Here is a 23,261-nt window from a genome sequence, read left to right as displayed (position 1 = left end):
ACACAGTTAATTTTTATGGGGTGTCAGGGGTCGCAGGTTCAAATCCTGCTATGCCGACCATCTTTTCCTTATCCCTATCAAACACTTACATAAAACCCTTACTTTTATAAGATCTAAAACGTCAATAACGTTGAAAAGCTATACACTAATTTACCATCAACAGCCTCATGATCTTTAGCTACAAATTGTGCCGTCCAACCTTTGTTATCACTTGATGCTAAACCTGAAGAATGCAACTGACAAAAGAGTTGCTCTAAAAATAATGATTGGTAACTAATTAAGAAATCTTCTAACTCTGATTTACTCTTTGAAACTGGAATATTTATTTTTGCGTTGTAGATAACGTTAATGGGTTTTGGTTTATAAGCATTGAATTTAGTATATAAATCAATATTCTGATTGATAAATGAATCGAGTTCATCTCGCTCTGCTTGTTGCAAATGATAAACAAATGCTGAATCACAGCATTCTGTTGCAAAGGATCGCTTATAAGCGTCGTTTACAAACCGTGAAGAGAAAACAACAGTTCTAGGTTTGTTAGTTTGACTTTGAATATCAAAATCATTGAGTTCTAGAATTCGATGAACTCTCCATATCCCTGAACCATAGCTTCTGACCCAGTCTCCGACCTTCATATTATCGCCCATACTTCCTTAATGCCTAACGCCGCGATAAACGGAACAAAATTGCAGGCTGCAATTTAGAGCGTAAACAGCCTAATGTTTTTTGTTCGATTTATTTACCTTGTTAAGGTTATAAAACACCTTTTTTGATTGAGTGTGCTTCAAGTTCTTTTGATATTAGATCTCGATCTATATCTTTCGGTAATAAAAATGTAATTTCACTATCATCCGTAAACTTAAAAACTATGCCGTCAACAATAAACGTATACGAAGATATCAGCTTCCAAGGTATCGAAGTTATATTATCTGCTTTGATTCTAATAATACCTTTGGGGCCGGAATCAATTTTAACTGGTGACAGCCACCTGATCGTATACATGCCCCAAGCTAAAATGAAACCTCCTACAGGCGCAATCCAAATAGTTTTAACCAGATGATTGATAAACTCATCTTTAGTCAACAGACTTACAACTGCCAAAAAAACGAAAAACAACGTCCAAATAAGGCAGCTGATTACCACCCCTTTTGAAATGAGACTATATCTTTCTTGATTTTGGATTGATTTAACCCAAGGTTCAGTCCACTTCATTGTCTGATTGTAACCCTAACGCCGCATAGAGGGCGGATAAAGCTTGGCTAAAATTAGAAACGAAGGAGCGCAAGCCAAGCGTTTTGCGTCCTTTTCATAATTACTTAATTAGGTTTTGCTTAGCGCATTTCCGTAATTTATACCAAGTAAGACTTTGTTAACTGTATCTTGAAACGAGCCACCGAAATATAATTGCTCATCTGGATCTGTAAAGATATAAAAGTTATTAAATTCATCGACAACTATTTGCATGTGATCTCGATGAGCTGAGGCAACAGAGAAGAGGCTATTTATGTTAGTCCAATATTTATCAAACTCTTTGCCTAAATCAAAAGTTTTAGAGTAAAAACAAATTTCACTCGCTGAAAAGTCTCGACCTGGAGCGACTTCACCTACGGTTAGACCTCCGTATTCTATTAGAACTCTTATTGCGTTTTTGTATGCTGGCTTAAATAAATCCAAAACATTAGTTTGTACTTTTACATTTCTTCCTTCATACCAACCAGAGTCGTCAAACAATTTCTGAATATATTGCTCGGTGTCCATTAAAAACCTAACATGTTTATAGCGAGCAAATCGGGTGTTTTTCTACCACAGTATCGCTCGCTTTTCTGAATGACTCATTTGTAACAAACTTCTTAAGTAATTGCCAATACTACTAAAATGCAGGAGCTTTAGCTTTTTCTTAGGACAAGAAAGAGCTATAGGATCGTTTTCCTGACTATAAAAGCTATATTCTTTGACGAAATAGAAAAGCAATTGTGTACAGACGAAGGACGGCTCTATAAAAGAAAGGCCTTGGTAACACCCAGTTAGGGGCTGATTAATGTTTGGCTAAAATGCAAAGGTAGCGAAATCGAACCAAGCTTTAGCAGTCCCATGCTTAAACAGCTTGTTAGGTTTTCTTATACACATAGAACCTAAATATCATTGCTTGGGACAATGCAGTCAGCGCAAATAATACAGAATCCTGACTTTGAACAAAATACAACGTTAAGCTTACTAGAATACTAACTACCATATAGATCTTGAAGGAAGCATTTGCATATTTACAAATTACCCAATGAACAGGAAAGCCGACACATAGCCACCCGACCAACGATACAAGTAAATAGACACCTAGAAAAAGTAAACTTGATACAAATAAGTCAGCAATATCACTAGCGGTTGTAGATAGTGAAGCCATAACCGAAGTTATTACGATTATTCCTAAGGCTACCCATGACAGGCTTTTGATAATTGCGCTATCCCAGTTTCCTAAGTCCACCACTCCTCCATTAAAACATAACGATAAGCTCTGCTGCGTCGTTGCTTGAGTGCCTTGTTATGTGTTAGTTATTCGATTCTCTGCAATTACCATAATAATCGAATTGCATAGGTGAAGCTTCTTTTGATTTTCCATCAATACGGACTAATTCAGCTTTACAGTATGAGTCATAAGCACCTAACTTACCCGACACGTTTATTTCATAATTCTGCTCTGCTTTTGGCTTGAATGAAGCGTAAGTTGTACAATTGCTCATGCCTGCAACAGACATAATCATGAAGGTGTATTTTTTATCAGCAACAAGATTTACGCCATCTGGATTTAATGGCGAAATTAAAGGATTACTGTCATCCAAAATAACTAATTGAGCTGCACTTTCCGCACCAAACGATTTTCCACATGATTCCTCTTCAGAGTGAACATTTACAAATGTAGAGTAACCAAGAAAAGGCGCATTGAAATCATGATTTATTTTTAGTGTCGCTGTAGGCTGGTTTGCTAGAGGAGCTTTATACTTAGGTAAGCCTGCACAACCACTTACAATTAACGGTATTAATAAAAAGCCAACTCTCATAATAAATCCTTTCCTAAAATATTCGGGTAACAGCAACGCTTGCCTAACCGCCGCAAAATAGCAGGCTAAAATTAGCGTCAGCCAAGCTTTTGGCGTCCACCCTTAGTGCGATTGTTATATTGCATTGTAAACCATTGGCTCACAAGGCTTTGGTTTATATTCACAATACCGATATTCAATGGTTACAATTTGAGCGACAGCTTGCTCTTTAGATACTTGAGTAAATAAACCATTCTTTAATACATAAAATAGCTCATTTTTATTAGCTGCTACTTTAAGTTGATTCCATTGACCAGCATCAACCAAGTTTGAATGGTGATTGAAGCGATATTGTATAGTTGCATCTTCGGCTAATGTAATTGAACTGTAGGCTCCAAAATATAGCTTACTATTAATGCCGTTAACTTTTACTTGTTGGTACGCACTCGGTTCTTGGTATGCAACCGGAGATATTAGATATACGATTGTACTTTCGGTACTAGGCAGAATAGGAAATTTATACTCAGCTGATTTGGATTTTAAAATTTCAGCAGGAATTCCAACGCAAGATATTAGTGCCGAAGCGACTAAAATAATGATTAGATTACGCATAGCTCCCCTTGCAATATAACGCTTGCCGTAAACGGCACAAATAGCAGGCTAAAATTGGCGACGAAGAAGCACAAGCCTGCTGTTTTGCGTCCTTTGGTTTGGGCACTTGTTATGTGTTTTTATTCAGGTTTTAAACCTGACAACTTAACGCTTTCACCTTTTGAAATTGACTTTGCTTGGTCTAAAGTAAACTGAAACCAAAATTCAGTGCGATTCTCATCGAAATAACTAAAGCAAAACTCCACTTCATCAGCGTCAAAGCCACCAACAAACGATGGAGACTGAAACATATCGCTCGACTCTATTTCAAGCCATTGATGAGTTGAGTAGTCTTGGTTAACTATCTCAATACAAATAGATTTTAATTCATCTTCAATTGGTATATCCATCACCGACCTATTAGAGCCAAAGCCCGCATAATGAGCGGATTAAGCTTGCTAAAATTAGCGAGGAATGAGCGCTAGCCAAGCTTTAGACGTCCATTCATTGATGCGTTTTTATGTGCTTTATTTATACCTACATACTTGAGTAGCACTAATTTTATGACTTGCCACTTGGGATGAATCATTCACTGCAAAGCGCAAAAACAAACTGGTATAGCAATTAGGGACTATCTTGCTTTTTAATCTCTCTAATTCGGCTGAATTTGAATCACCACCAAAGTTTTTTTGCATATCATTTTTCATAGCATGAGCATTTAGCCAAACTTCTAAATCAGAATAGTCAGTAGATGCTTGAAGTTGGGCGCCAATTTTTACATTCCACGCGTCTTTCGCCTCTTTGATTGCTTGAATATCAATATTTTGTTGCTCTGAGCATCCGAAAAGAATAATCAACATCAAAAGCAAAGCGACACGCAACGGAAACCTCCTAGCACATAACAATTTTATAGTGCGCTCGTCCCGTATCTTTCTGCCGATGTTACGCGCATGTATAAATAAGTCTATTAGTAACAAATAACTTAAAGCATCGCCAACTCTAATTTTTCTATTAGTACTTAAAGATATTCAGAAAATGCGCTCGTCGTTCATCCTGGGGCAAAAATAAGTTACCCCAAACTCCTTTCAATTATTTATCCATCTGTACTTCAAACTCCTTAAAAATACTGTTCACATTCACTTTTGCGCCTAGCTTTACGGCGATTAAAAACAGGCCTGCTAGTTTTCTGTGAACGAACAAGGCATCTACCGGTGGTGCGTGCCAATGCTCTGAAGCGGTGCTCATTTTAAGGCCAAGTTCTTTAATGCGTTTTGGTAAGTCGCTATTTGCAAAGTCATACTCACCTTGGTGGCGCAGTGGCTCGCAGGCGAATAGAAATATATCAACGACATTATCTATATTCTTGAGCAAGTCCTTGTTGAAAATAGCCAATGTGCTGCTCTACTGTTGCAATACATGCACTGTATTATTGAGTTTCATTGCCTAATAATCTGAATTTAGTTAAATATTTTCAGTTACTTCAATTACCTGTTTACTTTAGATGTTTGTAGTGGAAATATGGGAACAGCTTAATAAAAATTAATTTTCCAGTAACAAACAATAAACTTAAGCCTTTGACGTACAGCTTATTAAAAGGAGTTATTTTGAAAGTATATTTACTATTTTTTATTGTTTTTCTGTGTGGTTGTAATTCTACTCCCGAGCAAGACTTATCAACAAAACCGCTGCAAACCACAGAAGTACCTAAGTCTCAAAAGATTTATTTCTTTCAACATAAAATTCTCCCCGAATGGACTTTTACAACAGAGGGGAAATTTTATGATGACCTGTTAAAAGGTGACTTGAGTCATTTAAAAACAGTAGCAACAGATATTATCTCGATTGAATATGCAAACGGCATTAGTAGTGAAGTGTTAGAAGACGCTGTGTTAATTAAATTCCCAAAACCAATTGCCATGGCAAACTGTTTTTTTGTTTTAATATTAAAATCTAACGATGGGTTTAAGTTTTATACTTACGAGAAGACAATGAGCTTTGGCGACGATGATCCTGTCATTGGTGTTGTTGGTAGCTGGTCACCCGAAGGTAGCCACGGAAACTTGGGTGGTAGAACATATAGCGAGGCAGCAAAATTTGTCTCTGATGTACTCGAAAATGCACATTTTTAAAAACTTATAATAAAGAAAACTATGGATACTCACTTACCCAAACGCCTTATAATTTCGTTCTCACTTATTCAAAGTATAGTTCTTACGTTGCTTTATCGTAGTGCTGAAAATGAATTTTGGCCCGGAACAAGCCCTGTTTGGTTATTTTCATTAGTAACTTTTTTTATAAGCTTTCCTCTTTTAGTTTCTCTATGTATTACCAAGACAAATTTAAAAGATACAATAAAATTTTTACTGCCATTCTCAATTACTTTATCCCTTTTAGGTGCTTATGTAGGCTTTCAACAAGAACCAAAAGCATTTATAAACAATAGCAATATTATTTCAGTGTTTATTTTTACAGCTTTAATTGCCTGTTTTAAAGTACTTATGTATGTACAACAATACATCGATAATAAGAAATTTGGTTACAGCTCGTTAGTTGAGCTCTCTTGGCAAAACTTCATTGTTTTCTCTTTTAGCTGCCTATTCATTGGAGCACTTTGGGGAATTTTAAATTTAGGTGCTAGTTTATTTGCGGTGCTTGAAATTAATTTTTTCAAGGAGCTTTTAGAAAAAGATTGGTTTGTCATTCCTGTACTTAATATTGCATTTGGCTTTGCGGTCTTCATTTTTAGAAAAATAATACATACCGTCGAAACTGTTTCTACGATGCTACAAACTTTACTTAACTTTATGCTGCCTACGCTTACAGTTATCTCTTTAGGGTTTTTAGTTACCCTGCCTTTTACTGGATTGAGTTCTTTATGGAAAACCGGTTCTGGTAGTTTATTGATTTTGTGGTTACAAGCGCTTACTCTTTTCTGCGTAAATGCGGTATATCAGTACGGATCAGGGCATAAGCCCTATAGTCTACTTATTCACCGCCTTATTTTTATAGGTGTTGCGCTACTACCCATTTACAGTCTAATTTCTGCTTACGGAATTTGGCTTAGAATCGAACAATATGGCTTAACTGTTGATAGATGTTGGGCTATTTTAGTCTGGTCTGTTCTTACTAGCTTCTCCTTTGGTTACTTGATAGGCATTATAAAAAAAAGAGACGCATGGTTAGAAACTCTAGGCTCAGTAAACATTGCAATGGGCTTTATTGTTCTCACTCTTATGCTATTAGTAAACTCCCCTGTTTTAAATTTTCAGCAAATCTCTGCGAATAGCCAAATCGCTCGTTTAGATGAAGGTAAAGTCAATTTCGAAGAGTTTGATTATTATTATTTTGGGTATGCACTAGGTCGTCAGGGCTACTTAAAACTGCAAACACTCATTAATGAATCAAAGACTCTACCTAAAGAGCACATTGCAATTATTGAACGTATGTATATAAATCATAAACTTGCCAACAAAAACAGATCATTTACCAACTTTGAAAGTTTGATAACTTACTGGCCAAGCAAGGAAAGTATACCTGCCGATCTCGTAAAGAGTTTTTACGAAAGAGAAACACAATATGAGTGGTCTATTTATCAAACGAAAGATTATTACTTAATTGCAATAGATTTAGATGATGATACCAAGCCTGAGTTTATTGCAATTGAAGAGAGTAACGAATTAACAAATGCAGATATGTGGGTGATAGAACATGGACAATGGGTTGCAAAATACATGACTACATCTAACTCTGGTAAAGATAACTACATCAAAGAATTAATCAAAAGTGGTCAAATCGAAACGGTTAAACCCAAGTGGAAGAATATAAAGATTGGAAATTTAGAATTAAAATCACCAAACGATTAGTTAAAACCTATTTCAAATTCTTTTAGTTGTACTAGTTCAAAAATAAAAAAGCCGCATAGTTGTATATTAGCTTCCCTATGCGGCTTTGATTAAATTAAAACTCAATAAATCGTTTTAGTGAGTGTTACTGCTTACCAGACATCAACTGTTCCATTAACTGACTAAAGTCGAAGCTAGCCGCTTTTTGTAGTGGTGGATATTTTGATAATGACTGAATATGCTCACCAAGTAAGTGTTGCACAGGCTCATTTAGCCATTGCTTAGCTTGCACTATGTCGGAACGGTCAGTTAAGCCATCAAAGCTTTCAAACGGGTCCATGCGTAAGTTATAGATAATCGGGAACTTTTGTTTTTCGTACTGAGCGTAATAGTTTTCGCTTGTTTCGAAATGAAGTTTCCACTGTTTGTAACGCACAGCTTTAATGCTCGATTCGTAATAATACAGAAAACTATCACGCGCACTCTCGTCCGTTTTACCTAACCAGTAATCTAAGTTGTTTACGCCATCAATCGGTTGCTTGTGTTCTTTAAGCGCTTTTTTCACGATATTTGGTTCACCCGCTGCTGCTGCAAGGGTTGTATAAATATCCATGTGTGACTGAATGCCATTTAATACGGTATTTGCTGGAACTTTACCTGGCCAGCGAACAATCATAGGAACGCGTACACCGCCTTCGTAAGTTGTCATTTTTTCACCGCGAAACGGTGTTGTACCGCCATGTAATCGTGCACTGTGCTCAGGGCCATTATCAGTAGAATAAATCACAATGGTGTTATCTAGGGCACCCATCTCTTCGAGCGCAGCCATTAACTCACCCACTTGTTGATCATGCTCAATCAAGCCACTGCCGTATAAATCATGCTCTGTAGTGTAGTCTGCTGCCAAATAACGGCTTTCATCACTTAAACGCGTGTACATATGCATACGGCTTGGGTTAAACCAAACGAAGAAAGGTTTATCAGCTTTTTGCGCTCGTTTAATAAAGTCTATGCTTGCGTCCATAAACTCTTTATCAACGGTTTTCATTCGCTCACGAGAGAGTTGGCCAGTATCTTTAATTTTTTGCTTACCTACTTTACCAAAACGTGGGTCCACTGTTTTGTCATCTACATTTGTGGCGTAAGTATGTAAAACGCCTCGGGTGCCATACTTTTTGAAAAACTCAGGATCTTTTGGGTAATCACGTTGCTCAAACTCTTCTTGAGTATTTAAGTGATATAAATTTCCGAAAAATTCATCAAAGCCATGAACTGTAGGTAGGTGCTCGTTGCGATCACCTAAGTGGTTTTTACCAAATTGTCCTGTTGCATAACCCTGCTCTTTTAAAACCTCAGCAAGCGTATAAGAGCCCGCTTTTAAACCAAGCTCTGCGCCAGGTCGGCCTACCGTTGTCATGCCACTACGAATTGGATATTGACCGGTAATAAGGGCTGCGCGCCCAGCTGTGCAAGATGGCTGCGCATAATGATCGGTAAACATTGCGCCTTCGTGAGCGAGTTTATCGATGTTTGGCGTTTTGTAACCCATGGTACCAAGTCCATAAGCACTAACGTTTTGCCAGCCAACATCGTCGGGGAATATGATTAAAATATTAGGTTTGTCTTTAGCAAAAGCGACCGAGCTTGCTAAATACAAAGCAGCGGATGCTACGGCGAGTAGTTTTTTCATAACAGCAGTCCTTCGTGTATTGTGAGTGAGTACTAATAAAATTTATTGTACGTTTTTCAGTCTACTAAAATTACTGTATACCGCAATTAATTATTATTGCTAGGCATAAAAAAACCGTATTTGCTTACACAAATACGGTTTTTAAACGTTATGAACTTAAATGTTATTTAATAACTTCTAAGCCACCCATGTAAGGGCGTAATACTTCTGGTACAACAATTGAGCCGTCAGCTTGTTGGTAGTTCTCTAAGATTGCTACCAGTGTACGACCAACCGCTAAACCTGAACCATTTAGTGTATGAAGTAGCTCTGGCTTTTTCTCGCCTTGACGACGGAAACGCGCTTGCATACGACGTGCTTGGAAATCAACCATGTTAGAACATGATGAGATTTCACGATAAGTGTTTTGTGCAGGTAACCATACTTCTAAATCGTAAGTTTTTGCTGCACCAAAGCCCATATCACCCGTACATAAAATCACTTTACGGTATGGAAGTTCTAATGCTTGTAAGATTTGCTCAGCGTGACCTGTTAGCTCTTCTAGCGCTTGCATTGAATCTTCTGGTTTTACTAGTTGTACTAATTCAACTTTGTCGAATTGGTGCTGACGAATAAGACCACGTGTATCACGGCCATAGCTACCTGCTTCACTACGGAAACAAGGCGTATGCGCAGTTAAACGAATTGGTAAGTCGCTTTCGTCGTAAATTTCGTCACGAGCACTGTTCGTAAGTGGTACTTCAGCTGTAGGAATTAAGCTAAAACCTGGTTGTTGCTGACCGTCGTCATCCACTAAACCTAAGGTGTGGAATAAGTCACCAGCAAACTTAGGTAATTGACTTGTGCCGTATAAGCTTGCGCTATTAACTAGGTAAGGCACATACATTTCTGTGTAGCCGTTTTGCTCTGTGTGCGTATCAAGCATAAACTGCGTAAGAGCACGGTGCATACGTGCAACTTGACCACGCATAACAGTAAAACGTGCGCCACTGATTTTAACACCCATTTCAAAGTCTAGGCCGTTTACGTCTTGACCAACATCAACGTGATCTTTTACTTCAAAGTCATATGACTTAGGCGTACCCCAGGTTGAAATTTCAACGTTTTGATCTTCGTCTTCACCTACTGGTACTGACTCATCAGGTAAGTTTGGAATAGCAAGTGCAATTTGCTTAAGCTCTTCAAGTACTGCGTCTTGCTCAGCTTTAACGCTGTCTAGTTGATCACCAAGGTTACTTACTGAATCAAGCAGCTGTTGTGCTTTTTCGTGCTCGCCTTTCGCTTTTGCTTGGCCGATAGCTTTGGAACTTGCATTACGCTCGCTTTGAAGTTCTTGCGTTTGTACTTGTAATGTTTTGCGTTTTTCTTCAAGTGCAGTTACCGCTGCAATATCAAGTTCGAAACCGCGTGTTGCTAAACGTGCAGCCGCTTGTTCGATATCTTGACGTAAATATTTAGAATCTAACATGTTTGATTTTTAACCTTTTTGCATTACCAGCTGAAGGCCCAGCCAAGCCATAAATATACACACCACCACGTTTAGGGTGATATTGAGGGCCATTTTAAAAAAGTGACCTTGTTGCAAGAGCAACAACGAATCCATTGAGAATGTTGAAAAGGTGGTCAATGCACCTAAAAAGCCAATACCAATTAAGGTTTTAGCGGGGCTAACAGCGATTATTTCTTTTTCAATCAAGCCGTATAAAATGCCCATTAACAATGAACCAAGAATATTAACTGTCAACGTGCCAAAAGGGAATCCCCTACCGAGCAGTTTTAACATGGTTTCGCTAAGAAAATAGCGTAAACACGCCCCTGAAGCGCCCCCCATTGCAATCATCATATAAAGTTTCAAGCTATTCATAGCGTTTAATATCACTTTGCTCGTTGCGCTGGCTTAAATAGTCCAGCTTTTGTTTTATTTTTTGTTCAAGCCCACGGTCAGTTGGGAAGTAATACTGGCGATCATTAATTGCCTCAGGGAAATACTTTTCGCCAGCAGCAAATGCCCCTTCTTCATTGTGCGCATAACGATATTCAGCGCCATAACCCAAGTCTTTCATTAAGTTGGTTGGCGCATTACGTAAATGCTCAGGCACCGGATAACTCGGCTCATTTTTAGCATCTTGCAGCGCTTGATTAAACGCCATATACACGGCATTACTTTTCGGGGCACTGGCTAAGTAAATGGTGGCTTGTGCGATAGCACGCTCACCTTCGCTTGGGCCAACACGTTGAAAAATATCCCACGCGTTGAGTGCCACTTCCATTGCTCGCGGATCAGCATTGCCAATATCTTCAGTAGCAATCGCTAATAAACGCCGAGCCACATAAAGTGGGTCGCCACCCCCTGCTAAAATACGGCAATACCAATATAAAGCGCCATCAGGTGAACTTCCTCGCACTGACTTATGAAACGCTGAAATCAAGTCATAAAACTCATCACCACCTTTGTCGTACTTGGCTAAGTGAGTTGGTAAAACTTGGCTTAAAACATGTTGATCAACAAGGTATTTTCCCTGCTGCTCAGTGGTTAAATCAACCGCTTGTTCTAACAGGTTAAGCACTTTACGTGCATCGCCATCACTTGCTTGGCAAAGCGCTTGTTTAGCGTTATCGGCAATGTCTATGTGTTTTTGGCTAAGTTCTACGTCTTCACGTAAGGCGCGTTCAATGACGGTAAATAAGTCGGCTTGTTCAAGCGCTTTTAAAACATACACACGAGCACGAGACAGAATCGCATTATTAAGTGCGAATGATGGGTTTTCGGTGGTTGCGCCTACGAAAATAAAGGTGCCATCTTCAATATGCGGTAAAAATGCATCTTGCTGAGATTTATTAAAGCGGTGCACTTCGTCAACAAACAATAAGGTGCGTTGCCCTCGCCCGGCAAGGTTTGTTTTTGCTTCGCTTACTGCCTCACGAATGTCTTTAACACCCGCTGTGACCGCCGACATTTGAATAAGGCTGGCATCGGCATGGTTTGCAATAATTTGCGCTAATGTAGTTTTACCAACGCCTGGCGGCCCCCACAAAATAAGGCTGTGGCATCGGCCTGCAAGAATCGCTTGGTAAAGAGGTTTATCGGGGCTTAAAAGGTGCTGCTGACCAATGTAGTCATTAAGTGTTTCAGGTCGCATGCGCGCCGCTAGTGGGCGCACATCAGGACCAAAATTAAATCCGAGGTTACTCAAGCCTTAATCACCTTGGCTTTGGTCGTCAACTTCAACGCCCTCAGGAATAGTAAATTCAAAGGTTTGAGCCGCCAGAGCTTCGTTTACCTTGGCATCTTTAAAGGTAAATAAAGACTGCTGACCTGAGGTATCTAATACCGTTAGTGATGCGAGGCCTTGCTCTTTAGCATTAAAGCGAATGTCTAGCTTTTCAACTTGGCTCTCAACGCCTTTGTTTGGCGTGACACTAAAGCCAGCATCGGTTGCCACAACTTGGTATTTAGCCCACTGTTCTGGATCTTTTGAAGTCAGCAATACAAACGGTGTTGAATCAATTAGGCTGTGGGTATTCATAATCGTTACTTGCTCAGCAAAGCTGTCGAAGTAATACGTTTTGTCGCCATTAGATACAAACAAGGTATCGTCTGGGCTTTGCTGTTGCCAGCGGATCATCATAGGCTGCTGAAGGGCAATATTCCCCTCACCTTGCATGATAGCTTCGCCTTGCGAATCGGTCACTTGCTGTGAGAACTGTGCTTTAAAACTTTTAATCGCAGCCAGTTGTTGTTGCAACGCTTCGCTGTCGTCTGCAAAACTTTGACCGCTTAATAAACAACCCACAATTAGGGCTAGGTATTTAATTTTTTTCATTAATTTGCTCCACCATTTGGCACTAAGACTTCGCGGGCACCGTTGTGACCTGGTGCGCTAACAATGCCTGATGTTTCCATTTGTTCAACTAAGCGTGCTGCGCGGTTATAACCTACACGAAGCTTACGCTGTACACTCGATACCGACACTTTGCCAGTTTCAATTACAAATGATACTGCTTCATCGTAAAGCGGATCTGACTCTTCATCACCGTCTTCACTGGTTTCTCCTGGTAGTAAAATTTCTTCTGTGGCATCGCCACTTAAAATTTCATCAATATAATTTGGTTTGCCGCGTTTTTTCCAATCGTCTACAACCGCATGAACTTCGTGGTCGTCAACAAACGCGCCATGCACACGCACGGGTACACTGGTACCCGGCGGTAAGTAAAGCATGTCACCCATACCAAGTAAGTTTTCAGCGCCTTGCTGATCTAAAATGGTACGCGAGTCAATTTTACTTGAAACTTGGAACGCCATACGGGTTGGAATATTCGCTTTAATCAAACCAGTAATTACGTCAACCGATGGGCGCTGTGTTGCTAGCACTAAGTGAATACCTGCTGCACGGGCTTTTTGCGCGATGCGTGCAATAAGCTCTTCCACTTTTTTACCCACGATCATCATCATGTCGGCAAATTCGTCAATGACCACCACAATACTTGGTAGTTTATCTAGCTCTGCTGGGCCATCGGCCATGCCGTCGGTATCTTTAAACAGTGGATCTAGAATCGGTTGACCCGCTTCTTTGGCATCCAGCACTTTTTGGTTGTAACCTTTTAAGTTACGCACACCAAGTGCCGACATCAGCTTATAACGACGCTCCATTTCGCCTACACACCAACGCAATGCATTGGCTGCTTCTTTCATGTCGGTAACAACTTCACATAATAAATGTGGGATGCCTTCGTACACAGAAAGTTCAAGCATTTTCGGGTCGATCATGATCATACGAACATCATCAGGGCCCGATTTGTACAGTAAGCTTAATATCATTACATTAACGCCCACTGACTTACCTGAACCTGTGGTACCCGCAACAAGTAAATGTGGCATTTTGCCAAGGTCAGCACATACTGGCTCGCCAGCAATGTCTTTACCTAACACCATAGTCAGTGGTGATGGGTTTGATTCAAACTTAGGCGCGTTAATAACTTCACTTAAACGCACGATTTCACGGTGTTTGTTTGGTAGTTCTATACCTACATAGGTTTTACCCGGAATAACTTCTACCACACGGACACTCACCGCAGACAGTGAACGCGCTAAATCTTTTGATAAACCTGTGATTTTGGCCACTTTAATACCCGGCGCTAAATCAAGTTCAAAACGCGTTACAACCGGCCCCGGGTAAACCCCAACCACCGCAGCTTGAATATTAAAATCAAGTAGTTTTGTTTCAACTAAACGCGAAATACCATCAAGCTCTTCTTGTGATAACGGGTTTTTCGCTTTGTCAGGGCGATCGAGTAAATCAAGCGACGGCAACGGATTTGCTGGCGGTTGCTCTTCAAGCAAGGCTTCAAACTTTTCTTTTGCCGTTGGCGGTGGCTGATACGCTGGTTTTGGTTTAGGCATTGGGCGCGCAGGCGAAACAACCGTTGTAACTGGTTTTTCTGGTTCTAAAACGGGGCTTTGATCAAGCGCATTAAGTGCTGATACTGTATCGAAAGATTCATCATCAAGGGCACTAAAACCAATTTCTTGGTCAAGAATATCGTCTAGTTCATCAAAACCTTGGAAATCATCATTGGCTTTTTCCGCTGGCTTCTGCTGTGCTTTAGTCTGCTTTGGCTCATCTTTTTCGGCATCTTTAAAACCAATTGCAGGTTCGTTTTCTGGCTCGACAAAGTTTGCATCAGGTTCTGTAGTCGTAACGTCTTTAACGGCTTCTTTCTCACGGTGCATCCAAGCAGAAAATTGTTCACGCAAAAAGTAGAATGTTTTCATCACCCATTTGCCAACAAAATCGACAAATTGTACCCACGAAATACCGGTTAATAAGGTTAAACCTGCAAAGAAAAAGCACAGTAATAAAATAGAGGTACCGGTAAAATTAAAGGTCGGCATCATGGCTGTAGCGATGACATCTCCCACTACCCCACCGGATGAAAAATTATAAATATCATCAAAATTAATGCTGCTGATGGCAGTCGCTGAAGTAATAAACAACGCAAAGCCAATTACACGTAAAGCAAGTGTGGTGTAATCAAGCTGAAAAATACGGTGTGGCTGTTTAAACAATAAATAACCAAACAACTGAATAGCAACAGGCACTAAATAAGCAAGCCAGCCAAAAGTGAGTAATAGGATATCTGCAACCCAAGCTCCCGCTGTGCCGGTAATATTCTTAACATTAACAAATTCACCGGTTTGCGACCATGAAGGGTCCGCAGGATCAAAACTGATTAATGCACATAAAATAAATACTGCAGCAAAGGTGCTGATGATTAGCCCCGTTTCTAACAGTCTTTGAACACCATTTAGGCGCATAGCTCCCTATTCCTTATTATTCTTTACTTATCGATTAGCAGTGAAATACCTTAGCAGGAAATGCCGTTTGATGCACTTTATCTTAACCTTGATGGACTGATAATGAACAAGTTTTTGTTACTCAATGTGTATTTTAACAGTTTAGGCGATATATGGGCGAATAATGACCCCTTGTTCACCTTTTACTTCTTCCATTACCACATAAGTTCGGCTTTCACTGACGTTGGGTAGTTTTAGCAGAATATCACCCAGTACATTGCGATATTCAGACATATCATTTACCCGCGTTTTTAATAAAAAGTCGAAATTTCCCGACACTAAGTGACATTCGATTATTTCGTCGTGTTTTTTAACTGCAGCGTTAAACTCTTCGAACACATCAGGTGAGGTTTTCGTGATAGTGACTTCTACATACACGGATAATCCTTGACCGAGCTTAGCAGGGTCTACTACCGCTTTGTATCCAAGTATATAACCTTCTCTTTCAAGCTTTTTAACCCGCTCTAAACATGGGGTGGCGCTTAGGCCTACACGCCGCGCGAGCTCTACATTAGAGATCCGACCATCGAGCTGTAATTCCATTAAAATTTTACGGTCTATCCTGTCGAGTAATTGGTGCATATGGCAAACCAGAGTTTTAAACTGTTATATATTAATTTTCAGAGTATATCACTAGAATACCACTTAAAAAAGGTGAGACACACTGGCAGGTCATGAATATAATAGTCAAAAATTTTACCCCGTTCTATTAAGGCGAAAAACTATGATTATTGGTGTACCTAAAGAAATTAAAAACCATGAATACCGTGTAGGTATGGTTCCTGCGAGTGTTCGTGAACTAGTAAACCATGGCCACCAAGTATTTGTTGAAACTGATGCTGGTATGGGCATTGGCTTCACAAACGAAGATTATGTAGCAGCAGGTGCTGAAATTTTATCAACAGCGGCAGAAGTTTTTGCTAAAGCTGAAATGATCGTAAAAGTGAAAGAGCCACAAGCTGTTGAGCGTGCAATGTTACGCGAAGACCAAATTCTATTTACTTACCTTCACTTAGCACCGGATCTTCCACAAACTGAAGACCTAGTGAAAAGTGGCGCTATCTGTATCGCTTACGAAACAGTAACTGATGCACGTGGCGGTTTACCTCTTCTTGCTCCTATGAGTGAAGTTGCTGGTCGTATGTCTATTCAAGCTGGTGCACAAGCATTAGAAAAATCTAACCACGGCCGTGGTATGTTACTTGGTGGTGTACCAGGTGTTGAGCCAGCTAAAGTTGTTGTTATCGGCGGCGGCATGGTTGGTCGTAGCGCAGCGCAAATGGCTGTTGGCCTAGGCGCAGACGTTGTTGTTCTTGATCGTAACATCGATGTATTACGTGCTTTAGACGCACAGTTTGGTAATAAAGTTAAAGCACTTTACTCAACTGCTGACGCGTTAGAAAAACACGTACTAGAAGCTGACCTTGTGATCGGTGGCGTACTAATCCCAGGTGCTGCAGCGCCTAAACTAGTAACTGCTGAGCACATCAAAGCAATGAAACCTGGTTCTGCAATCGTTGACGTTGCAATCGACCAAGGTGGTTGTATCGCAACTTCTAAAGCGACTACTCATGCTGATCCAACTTACATCGTTGATGACGTTGTTCACTACTGTGTTGCTAACATGCCAGGTGCTGTTCCACGTACTTCTACGTTCGCACTTAACAACGCAACGTTACCGTTTATCATCAACCTTGCTAACAAAGGCTACAAGAAAGCGCTTCTTGACGATGCACATTTCTTAAAAGGCTTAAACGTGATTAAAGGCCAAGTTACTTATAAAGAAGTAGCTGAAGCTTTCAACATGGAATATGTTGACCCACGTACAGCGGTTGAAAATGCTTAATTAGCATTGTGAATCGAAATAAAAAAAGCAGCGATATCGCTGCTTTTTTTATGCCTGTTTGCAAGTGAAGAGCTTTACCTGCAAACAAGTTTGAATATAGTTTTTAACGACGCTTAGTTTGTTTAGCGCGTTGATTGTGCTTTTTAACCGCTTTACGGATTTGGTTAATTTTAGCACGTTTGTCTTTACGCTTTTCAGGAATAACCGACAGCTTAGTTTGCGTTTCGCGGCCAAGTTGTACTGTTTTACGTAAATAGTTAACCGTGTCTAAATCAAGCTCAGCCCAACCACCTTGTGGCAAACGCTTATCAAGCTCTAGCTTACCGTAACGAATACGGATAAGACGCGATACTTCAACATCTTGTGATTGCCATAAACGACGAACTTCGCGGTTACGACCTTCTGTTAAAGTCACATTAAACCAACGGTTGATACCTTCACCACCCATAGGTTTGATGTTTAAGAATTTCGCAGGACCATCATCAAGCTCAACACCTTTTGTTAAAGTGCGCAGCGTTTCGTTTGTCACTTCACCAAACACGCGAGCAGAGTACTCACGCTCTACTTCGTAGCTTGGGTGCATTAAACGGTTAGCAAGTTCACCATCGTTAGTAAACAGCATTAAACCAGCGGTATTAATATCTAGTCGGCCAACTGCAATCCAACGTTCGCCATCAACACGTGGTAAACGGTCAAATACAGTACGACGACCTTCAGGGTCTTTACGTGTACATAACTCGCCTTCTGGTTTGTTATACATAAGTACACGACAAATTCGGTCGGCTTTGTCTTCGATTTTCACCACGTGACCATCAACACGAATTACATCGGTTGCTTCTACGCGGTCGCCTAAACGGGCCACTTTACCATTCACGCTCACGCGATTGGCATCGATGTATTTTTCCATTTCACGACGTGAACCCACGCCAGCACGGGCTAATACTTTTTGTAACTTTTCAGTTTCTACATTACTCATTCAGATAGTTCTCTCACAGAAGGATCGCTCAATAACTGGTTGATTTTACTCTCCTGAAGTTCAGGTAACGGCGGTAATTCATCTAAACCAGCTAATGAAAAATAATCTAAGAAAGCGGATGTGGTAGCATACAACGCTGGGCGCCCTGGCACTTCTTTGTGGCCAACAACCCGAATCCACTCTCTTTCTAATAAGGTTTTAATAATTCCTGAGCCAACGGTCACACCCCGTACTTGTTCAATTTCACCACGGGTAATAGGTTGTCTGTAGGCAATCAAGGATAAAGTTTCTAGTAGTGCTCTTGAGTATTTAGGTGCGCGTTCTTGCCATAAGTTTGCCAGCCAAGGGGCTAAACTGGCACAGGCCTGAAACCTGTAACCGCTGCCAACTGCAACAAGCTTGATGCCTCGGGTTTGATAATGCGTTTGAATCTGTTCGATTGCATTATTAATGCGTGGCATAGATACGCTTAAATCAGCTAATACTGTCTCTTTTAAATGACGTTTAGACACAGGTTTTCCAGCAACAAAAATCGCGGCTTCTATGATTTCGACTAACTGTTCATCACTGATACGTTTTGTGGCCATTGCTACTAAAGGTCATTTTAAATCACTAACGCACTATTATGACAGAAGTCAGCCAAGGTTGGAAAAATTATTGTAAAAAAGCCAGTGTAAAACACTGGCTTTGGGGGATTTTTATGAATAAATATTGAAATTAGCTTTTTTTGACCATTTCAAGGGCATCATCTTCTGCCACATCGCTGCCATATTTGCTAATGTAGCTAATGAACTCGGTGCGACTTACACGCTTATCTTTGTTGCTATCCATGTAGCCAAAATGATTTGCGATGTCGTCGTCATCCGCTTCTTCAATAGAGATGTAACCATTTTTATCGTTGTCTAACGATTTAAAGTCACTTTCGATCGGGTCAAACTTAGCGATTTCTGCTTTAAATGCTGATTCAGACACCTCGCTATCTGTTGCCACTTTGCCTGTATTTAACTGCATGTAGGCGTTAAATTCTGTACGGCTAATTTGCTCATCCATGTTGGTATCGATGTTTGAGAAATGCTCCCAAATTGCATCGTCATCTGCTTCTACTTTCGAGATATAACCATCATGGTCGTTATCTAGGCTGCCAAAATCGCTGTCGATTTTTGCTAAAGAGTTACTTGCAGAACATGCTGATAGGCTTAATGCTGCTAAAATTGTTGATGCTAAAGTTAACTTGTTCATAAGACATTTCCTTGTAGTCGATTAGATTCAGTTAGACTATTTCAAGTTGAATGCCAAAATGCCTTATTGACTAAAATCAAGCACTTACAACTAAGTTAAGTTTTGGTTAAGCCTATGATTTAGAAAGCTTTTCATGGATTGCTGTAATTTTTTCATAAAAAAAGCGCTCCGATGAGCGCTTTTTACAAATCGCTAAAATGTCGCGATTAGATAGCTGCGTTTTGGTAACGCTTAACGAAATCTGTTACTGCTTCGCCATTACATTTTAAGGTATTTAAGTTACCAATTTTTTCACGCACAGGTGTTAAACCTTGCTTAAGTGCAGTAATACAAAGCTGAGTTTCTTTTTGCTCATTTTTAGCAAACACTTCAACAGCTGCTTTTGTTGCTGCTTCTTGTGATTGTGCTTTTTTAGCAATTTCACGGATATCTGTGCCGTTACATAAAATGCTTTGTGAAAAACGTGACATTGAAATGCCGTGTTTTGCTGCTTCTTTACGTGCAGCGGTAAACCCTTCGTTCGCACTTAAGCTACATAACTTTGATTCGATACGGTTATCAGCTGAAAAGTAGTGCGGGTTGCTTGCTAATGAGCCAAATGAGATACATGCAAGAGAAAGCATCACTAATTGTTTTTTCATGGTTTACCTTTAAATAGTACATAATATGAACGGGTGGTTTGCGCGCATTATATAAACAAAAATCAGTAGATCAACTGAATTATTTATTTAATTTAATAATTAATAATGAGTTAACAATGTCTTTAAAATAAGCAGCAATTGATCAACATTTACTCAATTTGATTTTCGTAATTTGCTCATGAATAAGCCCTAGTTTGATGATAGAATTGCGCTAAACGAATAATCAAAAATACAGATAGGTAAACCATGAAGGTAATCTCATTTAACATTAACGGGCTGCGCGCTCGTTTACACCAATTGCAGGCCGTAATTGATAAACATCAACCAGATATCATCGGCTTACAAGAAATCAAAGTGCACGATGAGGCCTTCCCTCTCGAAGACGTACAAAAAATGGGCTATCACGTTTATTTTCATGGTCAAAAAGCACATTACGGTGTGGCAATGTTATGTAAGCAAGAACCTAAATCTGTAGTAAAAGGTTTTGCAACCGATACCGACGAATCACAGCGCCGTATGATCAGCGTAACAGTGACACAAGAAAATGGTCGCGACTTAACGGTAATGAATGGCTACTTCCCGCAAGGTGACAACATTGCCCATGAAACAAAGTTTCCTTATAAGCGTCAATTCTATAAAGATTTAATGACCCATCTAGAAGATAACCACACGCCTGATCAAGATGTTATCGTGATGGGTGACATTAATATTTCGCCAACTGATCTCGACATTGGTATTGGTGAACCAAACCGTAAACGCTGGTTAAAAACAGGTAAGTGTTCTTTCCAACCTGAAGAGCGTGAATGGTTAAGCACGTTATTAAACTGGGGCTTTAAAGATACCTTCCGTGAACTTTATCCAGAAAAAACAGAACAATATTCGTGGTTTGATTACCGCTCAAAAGGGTTTGATGACAACCGCGGTCTGCGTATTGATGTGATCTTAGCAACCCCTGCTCTTGCTGAGCGTTGTGTTGAGTCTGGTATTGATTACGAGTTGCGCGGTATCGAAAAACCATCTGATCATGCGCCAATTTGGTCAACATTTAACGCATGATAGACACACTGCAATGGCAGCTCCCATTGTGGAGCTGTGTGGCTATAATAATTTGGCTCAGCTTTGATAAGCAAAGCGCATCACATTTGCTGGCAACACCGATAAGACAAGTGGGTGTACTCGCATGTGCCCTTGTACTTGCGGTACTGTGGCGTATTAAAGCAGGCATATTACCTGGCCTCGAATTGCATATTTTGGGGGTCACCGCAGTGACCCTAATTTTAGGTTGGCGACTGGCTATTTTTGCAAGTACCTTGGCGAGTTTGTTGTTAGTGCTGGTTGCACAATTGCCAATCAGTTTATTGCCTGTGCATTTGTTATTTACAGCGTTCATTCCAATTACGTTGAGCTATCTGTGCTTTGTAATTTGTTATACCTATTTACCAAGACACTTTTTTATTTATATCTTTTTATGCGCGTTTTTAACCGCAGCTGTTATCGCCTGTATTAAAATACTCACCAGTGGTGTGCTTTATTACTTGCTTGGTGATTACAGTTTTATTGAGATTTCAGAAAACTATTTGATCCTGTGTGCCATAATTTGGTTTCCTGAAGCGATGCTCAATGGCATGGCAATCACCTTGTTGATCACCTATCGCCCTTACTGGGTAAAAACCTTTTATGATAAGGACTACTTAGACTCATGAGTCTTCACTATCACTGCCCGCTTTGCAAACTTGAACTGACGCTCACCGATAAAACGTACCGCTGTGACAATAATCACAGTTTTGATATCGCCAAAGAGGGTTATGTCAATTTACTTCCCGTGCAAAATAAAAAGTCGAAACAACCGGGCGATAACCTTGAAATGGTGCAAGCACGCCGCGTATTTTTAAGTGCCGGGCACTATTTGTTTTTACAGCACGCTATAGCTGAATTAGTAGCATCTCTCGCTCCAAGTTCAGTGATTGATTTAGGCTGTGGTGAAGGTTTTTACACTCAAGCAATTGCAGCACAATCAAGTGCCGATGTTTATGGTGTTGATATTTCGAAGCCGGCGGTAAAATACGCCGCTAAGCGGTATGAAAATGCGCATTTTAGTGTCGCGTCGATTAGCCAAGCCCCTTTTGCAGATGCCAAAGCGGATGTACTTGTTAGTGTGTTTGCCCCTTTATTTGCACAAGAACTTGCCCGCCTTGCCAAACCGCAAGCTAGTTTAATTGTTGCAAGCCCTGGCCCTTGGCATCTTAAAGAGTTAAAAGCGTTTATTTATGCCGATGTTAAACCGCATACAGAGATAGAACCACCAGCAGGCTTTAGCAAAGAGTCGGCAACATTATTAGAGCAACAGGTGCTGTTGTCTGTTGATGAGATTAAACATTTAATTATGATGACGCCGTTTGCGTGGAAATTCCGCCCAGAGCATTGGCAGCAGATTGAGCAGCAAGGCCCACAAAAAGTAACGTTATCGTTTTATGTGAGCCAGTTTATTCGTGATTAGAAGTGTTCTTTAGTAAAGGCTTTATCCATTTTTTCGAACATATCTTTTAATAGTTGAGCTAAATCTGAATAGCGTGGTTTTTCAGTCGTTAATTGTGACTGATAACCATGCGCTTTCATTTTACTGTGCAGCTCTGTGTACCAACTAAGCATTGCTGGTTCTAAGCGAGTTTCTGCACGGCGGCCTAGCCACAACAAACCTTGCAGCGGTAGTGATAAAAAGAAAAGCGCGATAGTGATTGCTTGTGGAAAATAATCACTACCTAAATAATTAACTTGCATGAATACAGTCAGCATTGCCAATATTGGCATCACTGTAATAGCCAGATCTGTGGCCTTGATCACTCTAAATTCGGCAAACAATGGAGCGAGCTCTTGTCGCATCGGCCATTTTTTAGCGTATTGACGACCTGTTTGCACTTGTGACATGACACCTTTTTGCATCATCACTCCTAGGGTCTTCATCTTGTTTCACAATCGAGTGTAACACACTCCCGGATACAATCCCTGCAAAACCTGTCCTAGTTTTAATACCAAATTAATGGTAATGAGA

At 40.2% G+C, this 23,261-nt stretch carries 26 protein-coding genes; 6 read left to right on the top strand and 20 right to left on the bottom strand.

All coding sequences use genetic code 11. From position 1 onward, the window contains the following. Window positions 1-113: 113 nt before the first annotated feature. The 8 genes from NH153_RS13430 to NH153_RS13390 form a co-directional block, all read right to left on the bottom strand. On the bottom strand, window positions 114-647 hold the full coding sequence (locus NH153_RS13430) for a hypothetical protein (RefSeq protein ID WP_063704681.1): 534 nt from the start codon (window positions 645-647) through the stop codon (window positions 114-116). Between the two features lie 106 nt (window positions 648-753). Continuing rightward, entirely contained in the window at window positions 754-1,212 is a 459-nt protein-coding gene (locus tag NH153_RS13425) for a hypothetical protein (RefSeq protein WP_063704678.1), read from the bottom strand. A gap of 108 nt (window positions 1,213-1,320) precedes the next feature. Then, window positions 1,321-1,758 (bottom strand): SUKH-3 domain-containing protein, encoded by a 438-nt coding sequence (locus NH153_RS13420; RefSeq protein WP_063704676.1) that lies wholly within the window; start codon window positions 1,756-1,758, stop codon window positions 1,321-1,323. 785 nt (window positions 1,759-2,543) lie between these two features. Continuing rightward, window positions 2,544-3,053: a hypothetical protein gene (locus tag NH153_RS13410; RefSeq protein ID WP_063704672.1), complete on the bottom strand. Its 510-nt coding sequence runs from the start codon at window positions 3,051-3,053 to the stop codon at window positions 2,544-2,546. Window positions 3,054-3,167: 114 nt separating this feature from the next. Continuing rightward, a complete protein-coding gene (locus NH153_RS13405; RefSeq protein WP_063704670.1) occupies window positions 3,168-3,644 on the bottom strand; it encodes a hypothetical protein in 477 nt (158 codons plus the stop codon). 119 nt (window positions 3,645-3,763) lie between these two features. Next, window positions 3,764-4,033 (bottom strand): hypothetical protein, encoded by a 270-nt coding sequence (locus tag NH153_RS13400; RefSeq protein WP_054552978.1) that lies wholly within the window; start codon window positions 4,031-4,033, stop codon window positions 3,764-3,766. A 117-nt stretch (window positions 4,034-4,150) separates the two neighbouring features. Beyond that, entirely contained in the window at window positions 4,151-4,504 is a 354-nt protein-coding gene (locus NH153_RS13395; RefSeq protein WP_138625615.1) for a hypothetical protein, read from the bottom strand. Between the two features lie 208 nt (window positions 4,505-4,712). Continuing rightward, a complete protein-coding gene (locus tag NH153_RS13390) occupies window positions 4,713-5,015 on the bottom strand; it encodes a hypothetical protein (protein WP_063704666.1) in 303 nt (100 codons plus the stop codon). A gap of 212 nt (window positions 5,016-5,227) precedes the next feature. Here NH153_RS13390 and NH153_RS13385 point away from each other — a divergent pair, with 212 nt between their 5' ends. Together NH153_RS13385 and NH153_RS13380 are read left to right on the top strand one after the other, a co-directional pair. After that, on the top strand, window positions 5,228-5,752 hold the full coding sequence (locus tag NH153_RS13385) for a hypothetical protein (protein WP_063704664.1): 525 nt from the start codon (window positions 5,228-5,230) through the stop codon (window positions 5,750-5,752). A gap of 21 nt (window positions 5,753-5,773) precedes the next feature. Further along, window positions 5,774-7,486, top strand: coding sequence for a DUF4153 domain-containing protein (locus NH153_RS13380; RefSeq protein WP_063704662.1), 1,713 nt, complete (start codon window positions 5,774-5,776; stop codon window positions 7,484-7,486). Window positions 7,487-7,610: 124 nt separating this feature from the next. On the opposite strand, the gene NH153_RS13375 is transcribed toward NH153_RS13380, so the two are convergent. The 7 genes from NH153_RS13375 to lrp all read right to left on the bottom strand — a co-directional run bounded on the left by NH153_RS13375 (window position 7,611) and on the right by lrp (window position 16,092). After that, entirely contained in the window at window positions 7,611-9,155 is a 1,545-nt protein-coding gene (locus NH153_RS13375; RefSeq protein WP_063704660.1) for an arylsulfatase, read from the bottom strand. Between the two features lie 163 nt (window positions 9,156-9,318). Further along, window positions 9,319-10,623 carry a serine--tRNA ligase gene (serS, locus tag NH153_RS13370; RefSeq protein ID WP_063704658.1) on the bottom strand — a complete coding sequence of 435 codons (1,305 nt, stop codon included), beginning with the start codon at window positions 10,621-10,623 and terminating at the stop codon, window positions 9,319-9,321. 9 nt (window positions 10,624-10,632) lie between these two features. Beyond that, on the bottom strand, window positions 10,633-11,019 hold the full coding sequence (gene crcB, locus NH153_RS13365; RefSeq protein WP_082389253.1) for a fluoride efflux transporter CrcB: 387 nt from the start codon (window positions 11,017-11,019) through the stop codon (window positions 10,633-10,635). Beyond that, window positions 11,012-12,349 (bottom strand): replication-associated recombination protein A, encoded by a 1,338-nt coding sequence (locus NH153_RS13360; protein ID WP_063704656.1) that lies wholly within the window; start codon window positions 12,347-12,349, stop codon window positions 11,012-11,014. The genes crcB and NH153_RS13360 overlap by 8 nt, the downstream gene beginning before the upstream one ends. 3 nt (window positions 12,350-12,352) lie before the next feature. After that, a complete protein-coding gene (gene lolA, locus NH153_RS13355; protein WP_063704654.1) occupies window positions 12,353-12,979 on the bottom strand; it encodes an outer membrane lipoprotein periplasmic chaperone LolA in 627 nt (208 codons plus the stop codon). Continuing rightward, entirely contained in the window at window positions 12,979-15,471 is a 2,493-nt protein-coding gene (locus tag NH153_RS13350) for a DNA translocase FtsK (protein ID WP_063704652.1), read from the bottom strand. The genes lolA and NH153_RS13350 overlap by 1 nt, the downstream gene beginning before the upstream one ends. A 141-nt stretch (window positions 15,472-15,612) precedes the next feature. Continuing rightward, complete coding sequence (lrp, locus tag NH153_RS13345) at window positions 15,613-16,092, bottom strand: leucine-responsive transcriptional regulator Lrp (RefSeq protein ID WP_063704651.1); 480 nt, start codon at window positions 16,090-16,092, stop codon at window positions 15,613-15,615. Window positions 16,093-16,234: 142 nt separating this feature from the next. Here lrp and ald point away from each other — a divergent pair, with 142 nt between their 5' ends. Next, window positions 16,235-17,356 carry an alanine dehydrogenase gene (gene ald, locus NH153_RS13340; protein ID WP_063704649.1) on the top strand — a complete coding sequence of 374 codons (1,122 nt, stop codon included), beginning with the start codon at window positions 16,235-16,237 and terminating at the stop codon, window positions 17,354-17,356. A gap of 103 nt (window positions 17,357-17,459) precedes the next feature. Here the strand turns inward: ald and rluB are convergent, their stop codons facing one another. The 4 genes from rluB to NH153_RS13320 all read right to left on the bottom strand — a co-directional run bounded on the left by rluB (window position 17,460) and on the right by NH153_RS13320 (window position 20,212). Next, the gene (rluB, locus tag NH153_RS13335) at window positions 17,460-18,332 is read right to left on the bottom strand and encodes a 23S rRNA pseudouridine(2605) synthase RluB (protein WP_063704647.1); all 873 of its coding nucleotides are present in this window, start codon (window positions 18,330-18,332) and stop codon (window positions 17,460-17,462) included. Then, complete coding sequence (gene scpB / locus NH153_RS13330) at window positions 18,329-18,919, bottom strand: SMC-Scp complex subunit ScpB (protein ID WP_063704645.1); 591 nt, start codon at window positions 18,917-18,919, stop codon at window positions 18,329-18,331. The genes rluB and scpB overlap by 4 nt, the downstream gene beginning before the upstream one ends. A 130-nt stretch (window positions 18,920-19,049) precedes the next feature. Then, the gene (locus NH153_RS13325) at window positions 19,050-19,571 is read right to left on the bottom strand and encodes an EF-hand domain-containing protein (protein ID WP_063704643.1); all 522 of its coding nucleotides are present in this window, start codon (window positions 19,569-19,571) and stop codon (window positions 19,050-19,052) included. A gap of 206 nt (window positions 19,572-19,777) precedes the next feature. After that, entirely contained in the window at window positions 19,778-20,212 is a 435-nt protein-coding gene (locus tag NH153_RS13320; RefSeq protein WP_063704641.1) for a hypothetical protein, read from the bottom strand. A 246-nt stretch (window positions 20,213-20,458) separates the two neighbouring features. Here NH153_RS13320 and xthA point away from each other — a divergent pair, with 246 nt between their 5' ends. Genes xthA through NH153_RS13305 form a run of 3 tightly spaced genes read left to right on the top strand, consistent with a single transcriptional unit; the run spans window position 20,459 to window position 22,709 of the window. Continuing rightward, window positions 20,459-21,268: an exodeoxyribonuclease III gene (gene xthA, locus NH153_RS13315; RefSeq protein WP_063704639.1), complete on the top strand. Its 810-nt coding sequence runs from the start codon at window positions 20,459-20,461 to the stop codon at window positions 21,266-21,268. Continuing rightward, window positions 21,265-21,915, top strand: coding sequence for an energy-coupling factor ABC transporter permease (locus NH153_RS13310; protein WP_105174308.1), 651 nt, complete (start codon window positions 21,265-21,267; stop codon window positions 21,913-21,915). Before xthA ends, NH153_RS13310 begins: the two co-directional genes overlap by 4 nt. Continuing rightward, window positions 21,912-22,709, top strand: a complete 798-nt coding sequence (locus NH153_RS13305; RefSeq protein WP_063704637.1) for a putative RNA methyltransferase — start codon at window positions 21,912-21,914, stop codon at window positions 22,707-22,709. The genes NH153_RS13310 and NH153_RS13305 overlap by 4 nt, the downstream gene beginning before the upstream one ends. On the opposite strand, the gene yfbV is transcribed toward NH153_RS13305, so the two are convergent. Further along, window positions 22,706-23,152 (bottom strand): terminus macrodomain insulation protein YfbV, encoded by a 447-nt coding sequence (gene yfbV, locus NH153_RS13300; RefSeq protein WP_063704635.1) that lies wholly within the window; start codon window positions 23,150-23,152, stop codon window positions 22,706-22,708. The two genes, NH153_RS13305 and yfbV, sit on opposite strands and share 4 nt — an antisense overlap. Window positions 23,153-23,261: the final 109 nt, after the last annotated feature.

This window comes from Pseudoalteromonas gelatinilytica, assembly GCF_001641615.1.
GTDB classification, from domain to species: Bacteria; Pseudomonadota; Gammaproteobacteria; order Enterobacterales; family Alteromonadaceae; genus Pseudoalteromonas; species Pseudoalteromonas gelatinilytica.
This window is presented reverse-complemented; position numbering and strand designations above follow the sequence as displayed.

What these genes read in the sequence shown, in the direction of transcription:
- NH153_RS13430 (WP_063704681.1), bottom strand. Translation starts at nt 647, where the DNA reads ATGGGCGATAATATGAAGGTCGGAGACTGGGTCAGAAGCTATGGTTCA.
- NH153_RS13425 (WP_063704678.1), bottom strand. Translation starts at nt 1,212, where the DNA reads ATGAAGTGGACTGAACCTTGGGTTAAATCAATCCAAAATCAAGAAAGA.
- NH153_RS13420 (WP_063704676.1), bottom strand. Translation starts at nt 1,758, where the DNA reads ATGGACACCGAGCAATATATTCAGAAATTGTTTGACGACTCTGGTTGG.
- NH153_RS13410 (WP_063704672.1), bottom strand. Translation starts at nt 3,053, where the DNA reads ATGAGAGTTGGCTTTTTATTAATACCGTTAATTGTAAGTGGTTGTGCA.
- NH153_RS13405 (WP_063704670.1), bottom strand. Translation starts at nt 3,644, where the DNA reads ATGCGTAATCTAATCATTATTTTAGTCGCTTCGGCACTAATATCTTGC.
- NH153_RS13400 (WP_054552978.1), bottom strand. Translation starts at nt 4,033, where the DNA reads ATGGATATACCAATTGAAGATGAATTAAAATCTATTTGTATTGAGATA.
- NH153_RS13380 (WP_063704662.1), top strand. Translation starts at nt 5,774, where the DNA reads ATGGATACTCACTTACCCAAACGCCTTATAATTTCGTTCTCACTTATT.
- NH153_RS13375 (WP_063704660.1), bottom strand. Translation starts at nt 9,155, where the DNA reads ATGAAAAAACTACTCGCCGTAGCATCCGCTGCTTTGTATTTAGCAAGC.
- serS (WP_063704658.1), bottom strand. Translation starts at nt 10,623, where the DNA reads ATGTTAGATTCTAAATATTTACGTCAAGATATCGAACAAGCGGCTGCA.
- crcB (WP_082389253.1), bottom strand. Translation starts at nt 11,019, where the DNA reads ATGAATAGCTTGAAACTTTATATGATGATTGCAATGGGGGGCGCTTCA.
- lolA (WP_063704654.1), bottom strand. Translation starts at nt 12,979, where the DNA reads ATGAAAAAAATTAAATACCTAGCCCTAATTGTGGGTTGTTTATTAAGC.
- NH153_RS13350 (WP_063704652.1), bottom strand. Translation starts at nt 15,471, where the DNA reads ATGCGCCTAAATGGTGTTCAAAGACTGTTAGAAACGGGGCTAATCATC.
- lrp (WP_063704651.1), bottom strand. Translation starts at nt 16,092, where the DNA reads ATGCACCAATTACTCGACAGGATAGACCGTAAAATTTTAATGGAATTA.
- ald (WP_063704649.1), top strand. Translation starts at nt 16,235, where the DNA reads ATGATTATTGGTGTACCTAAAGAAATTAAAAACCATGAATACCGTGTA.
- rluB (WP_063704647.1), bottom strand. Translation starts at nt 18,332, where the DNA reads ATGAGTAATGTAGAAACTGAAAAGTTACAAAAAGTATTAGCCCGTGCT.
- scpB (WP_063704645.1), bottom strand. Translation starts at nt 18,919, where the DNA reads ATGGCCACAAAACGTATCAGTGATGAACAGTTAGTCGAAATCATAGAA.
- NH153_RS13325 (WP_063704643.1), bottom strand. Translation starts at nt 19,571, where the DNA reads ATGAACAAGTTAACTTTAGCATCAACAATTTTAGCAGCATTAAGCCTA.
- NH153_RS13320 (WP_063704641.1), bottom strand. Translation starts at nt 20,212, where the DNA reads ATGAAAAAACAATTAGTGATGCTTTCTCTTGCATGTATCTCATTTGGC.
- xthA (WP_063704639.1), top strand. Translation starts at nt 20,459, where the DNA reads ATGAAGGTAATCTCATTTAACATTAACGGGCTGCGCGCTCGTTTACAC.
- NH153_RS13310 (WP_105174308.1), top strand. Translation starts at nt 21,265, where the DNA reads ATGATAGACACACTGCAATGGCAGCTCCCATTGTGGAGCTGTGTGGCT.
- NH153_RS13305 (WP_063704637.1), top strand. Translation starts at nt 21,912, where the DNA reads ATGAGTCTTCACTATCACTGCCCGCTTTGCAAACTTGAACTGACGCTC.
- yfbV (WP_063704635.1), bottom strand. Translation starts at nt 23,152, where the DNA reads ATGCAAAAAGGTGTCATGTCACAAGTGCAAACAGGTCGTCAATACGCT.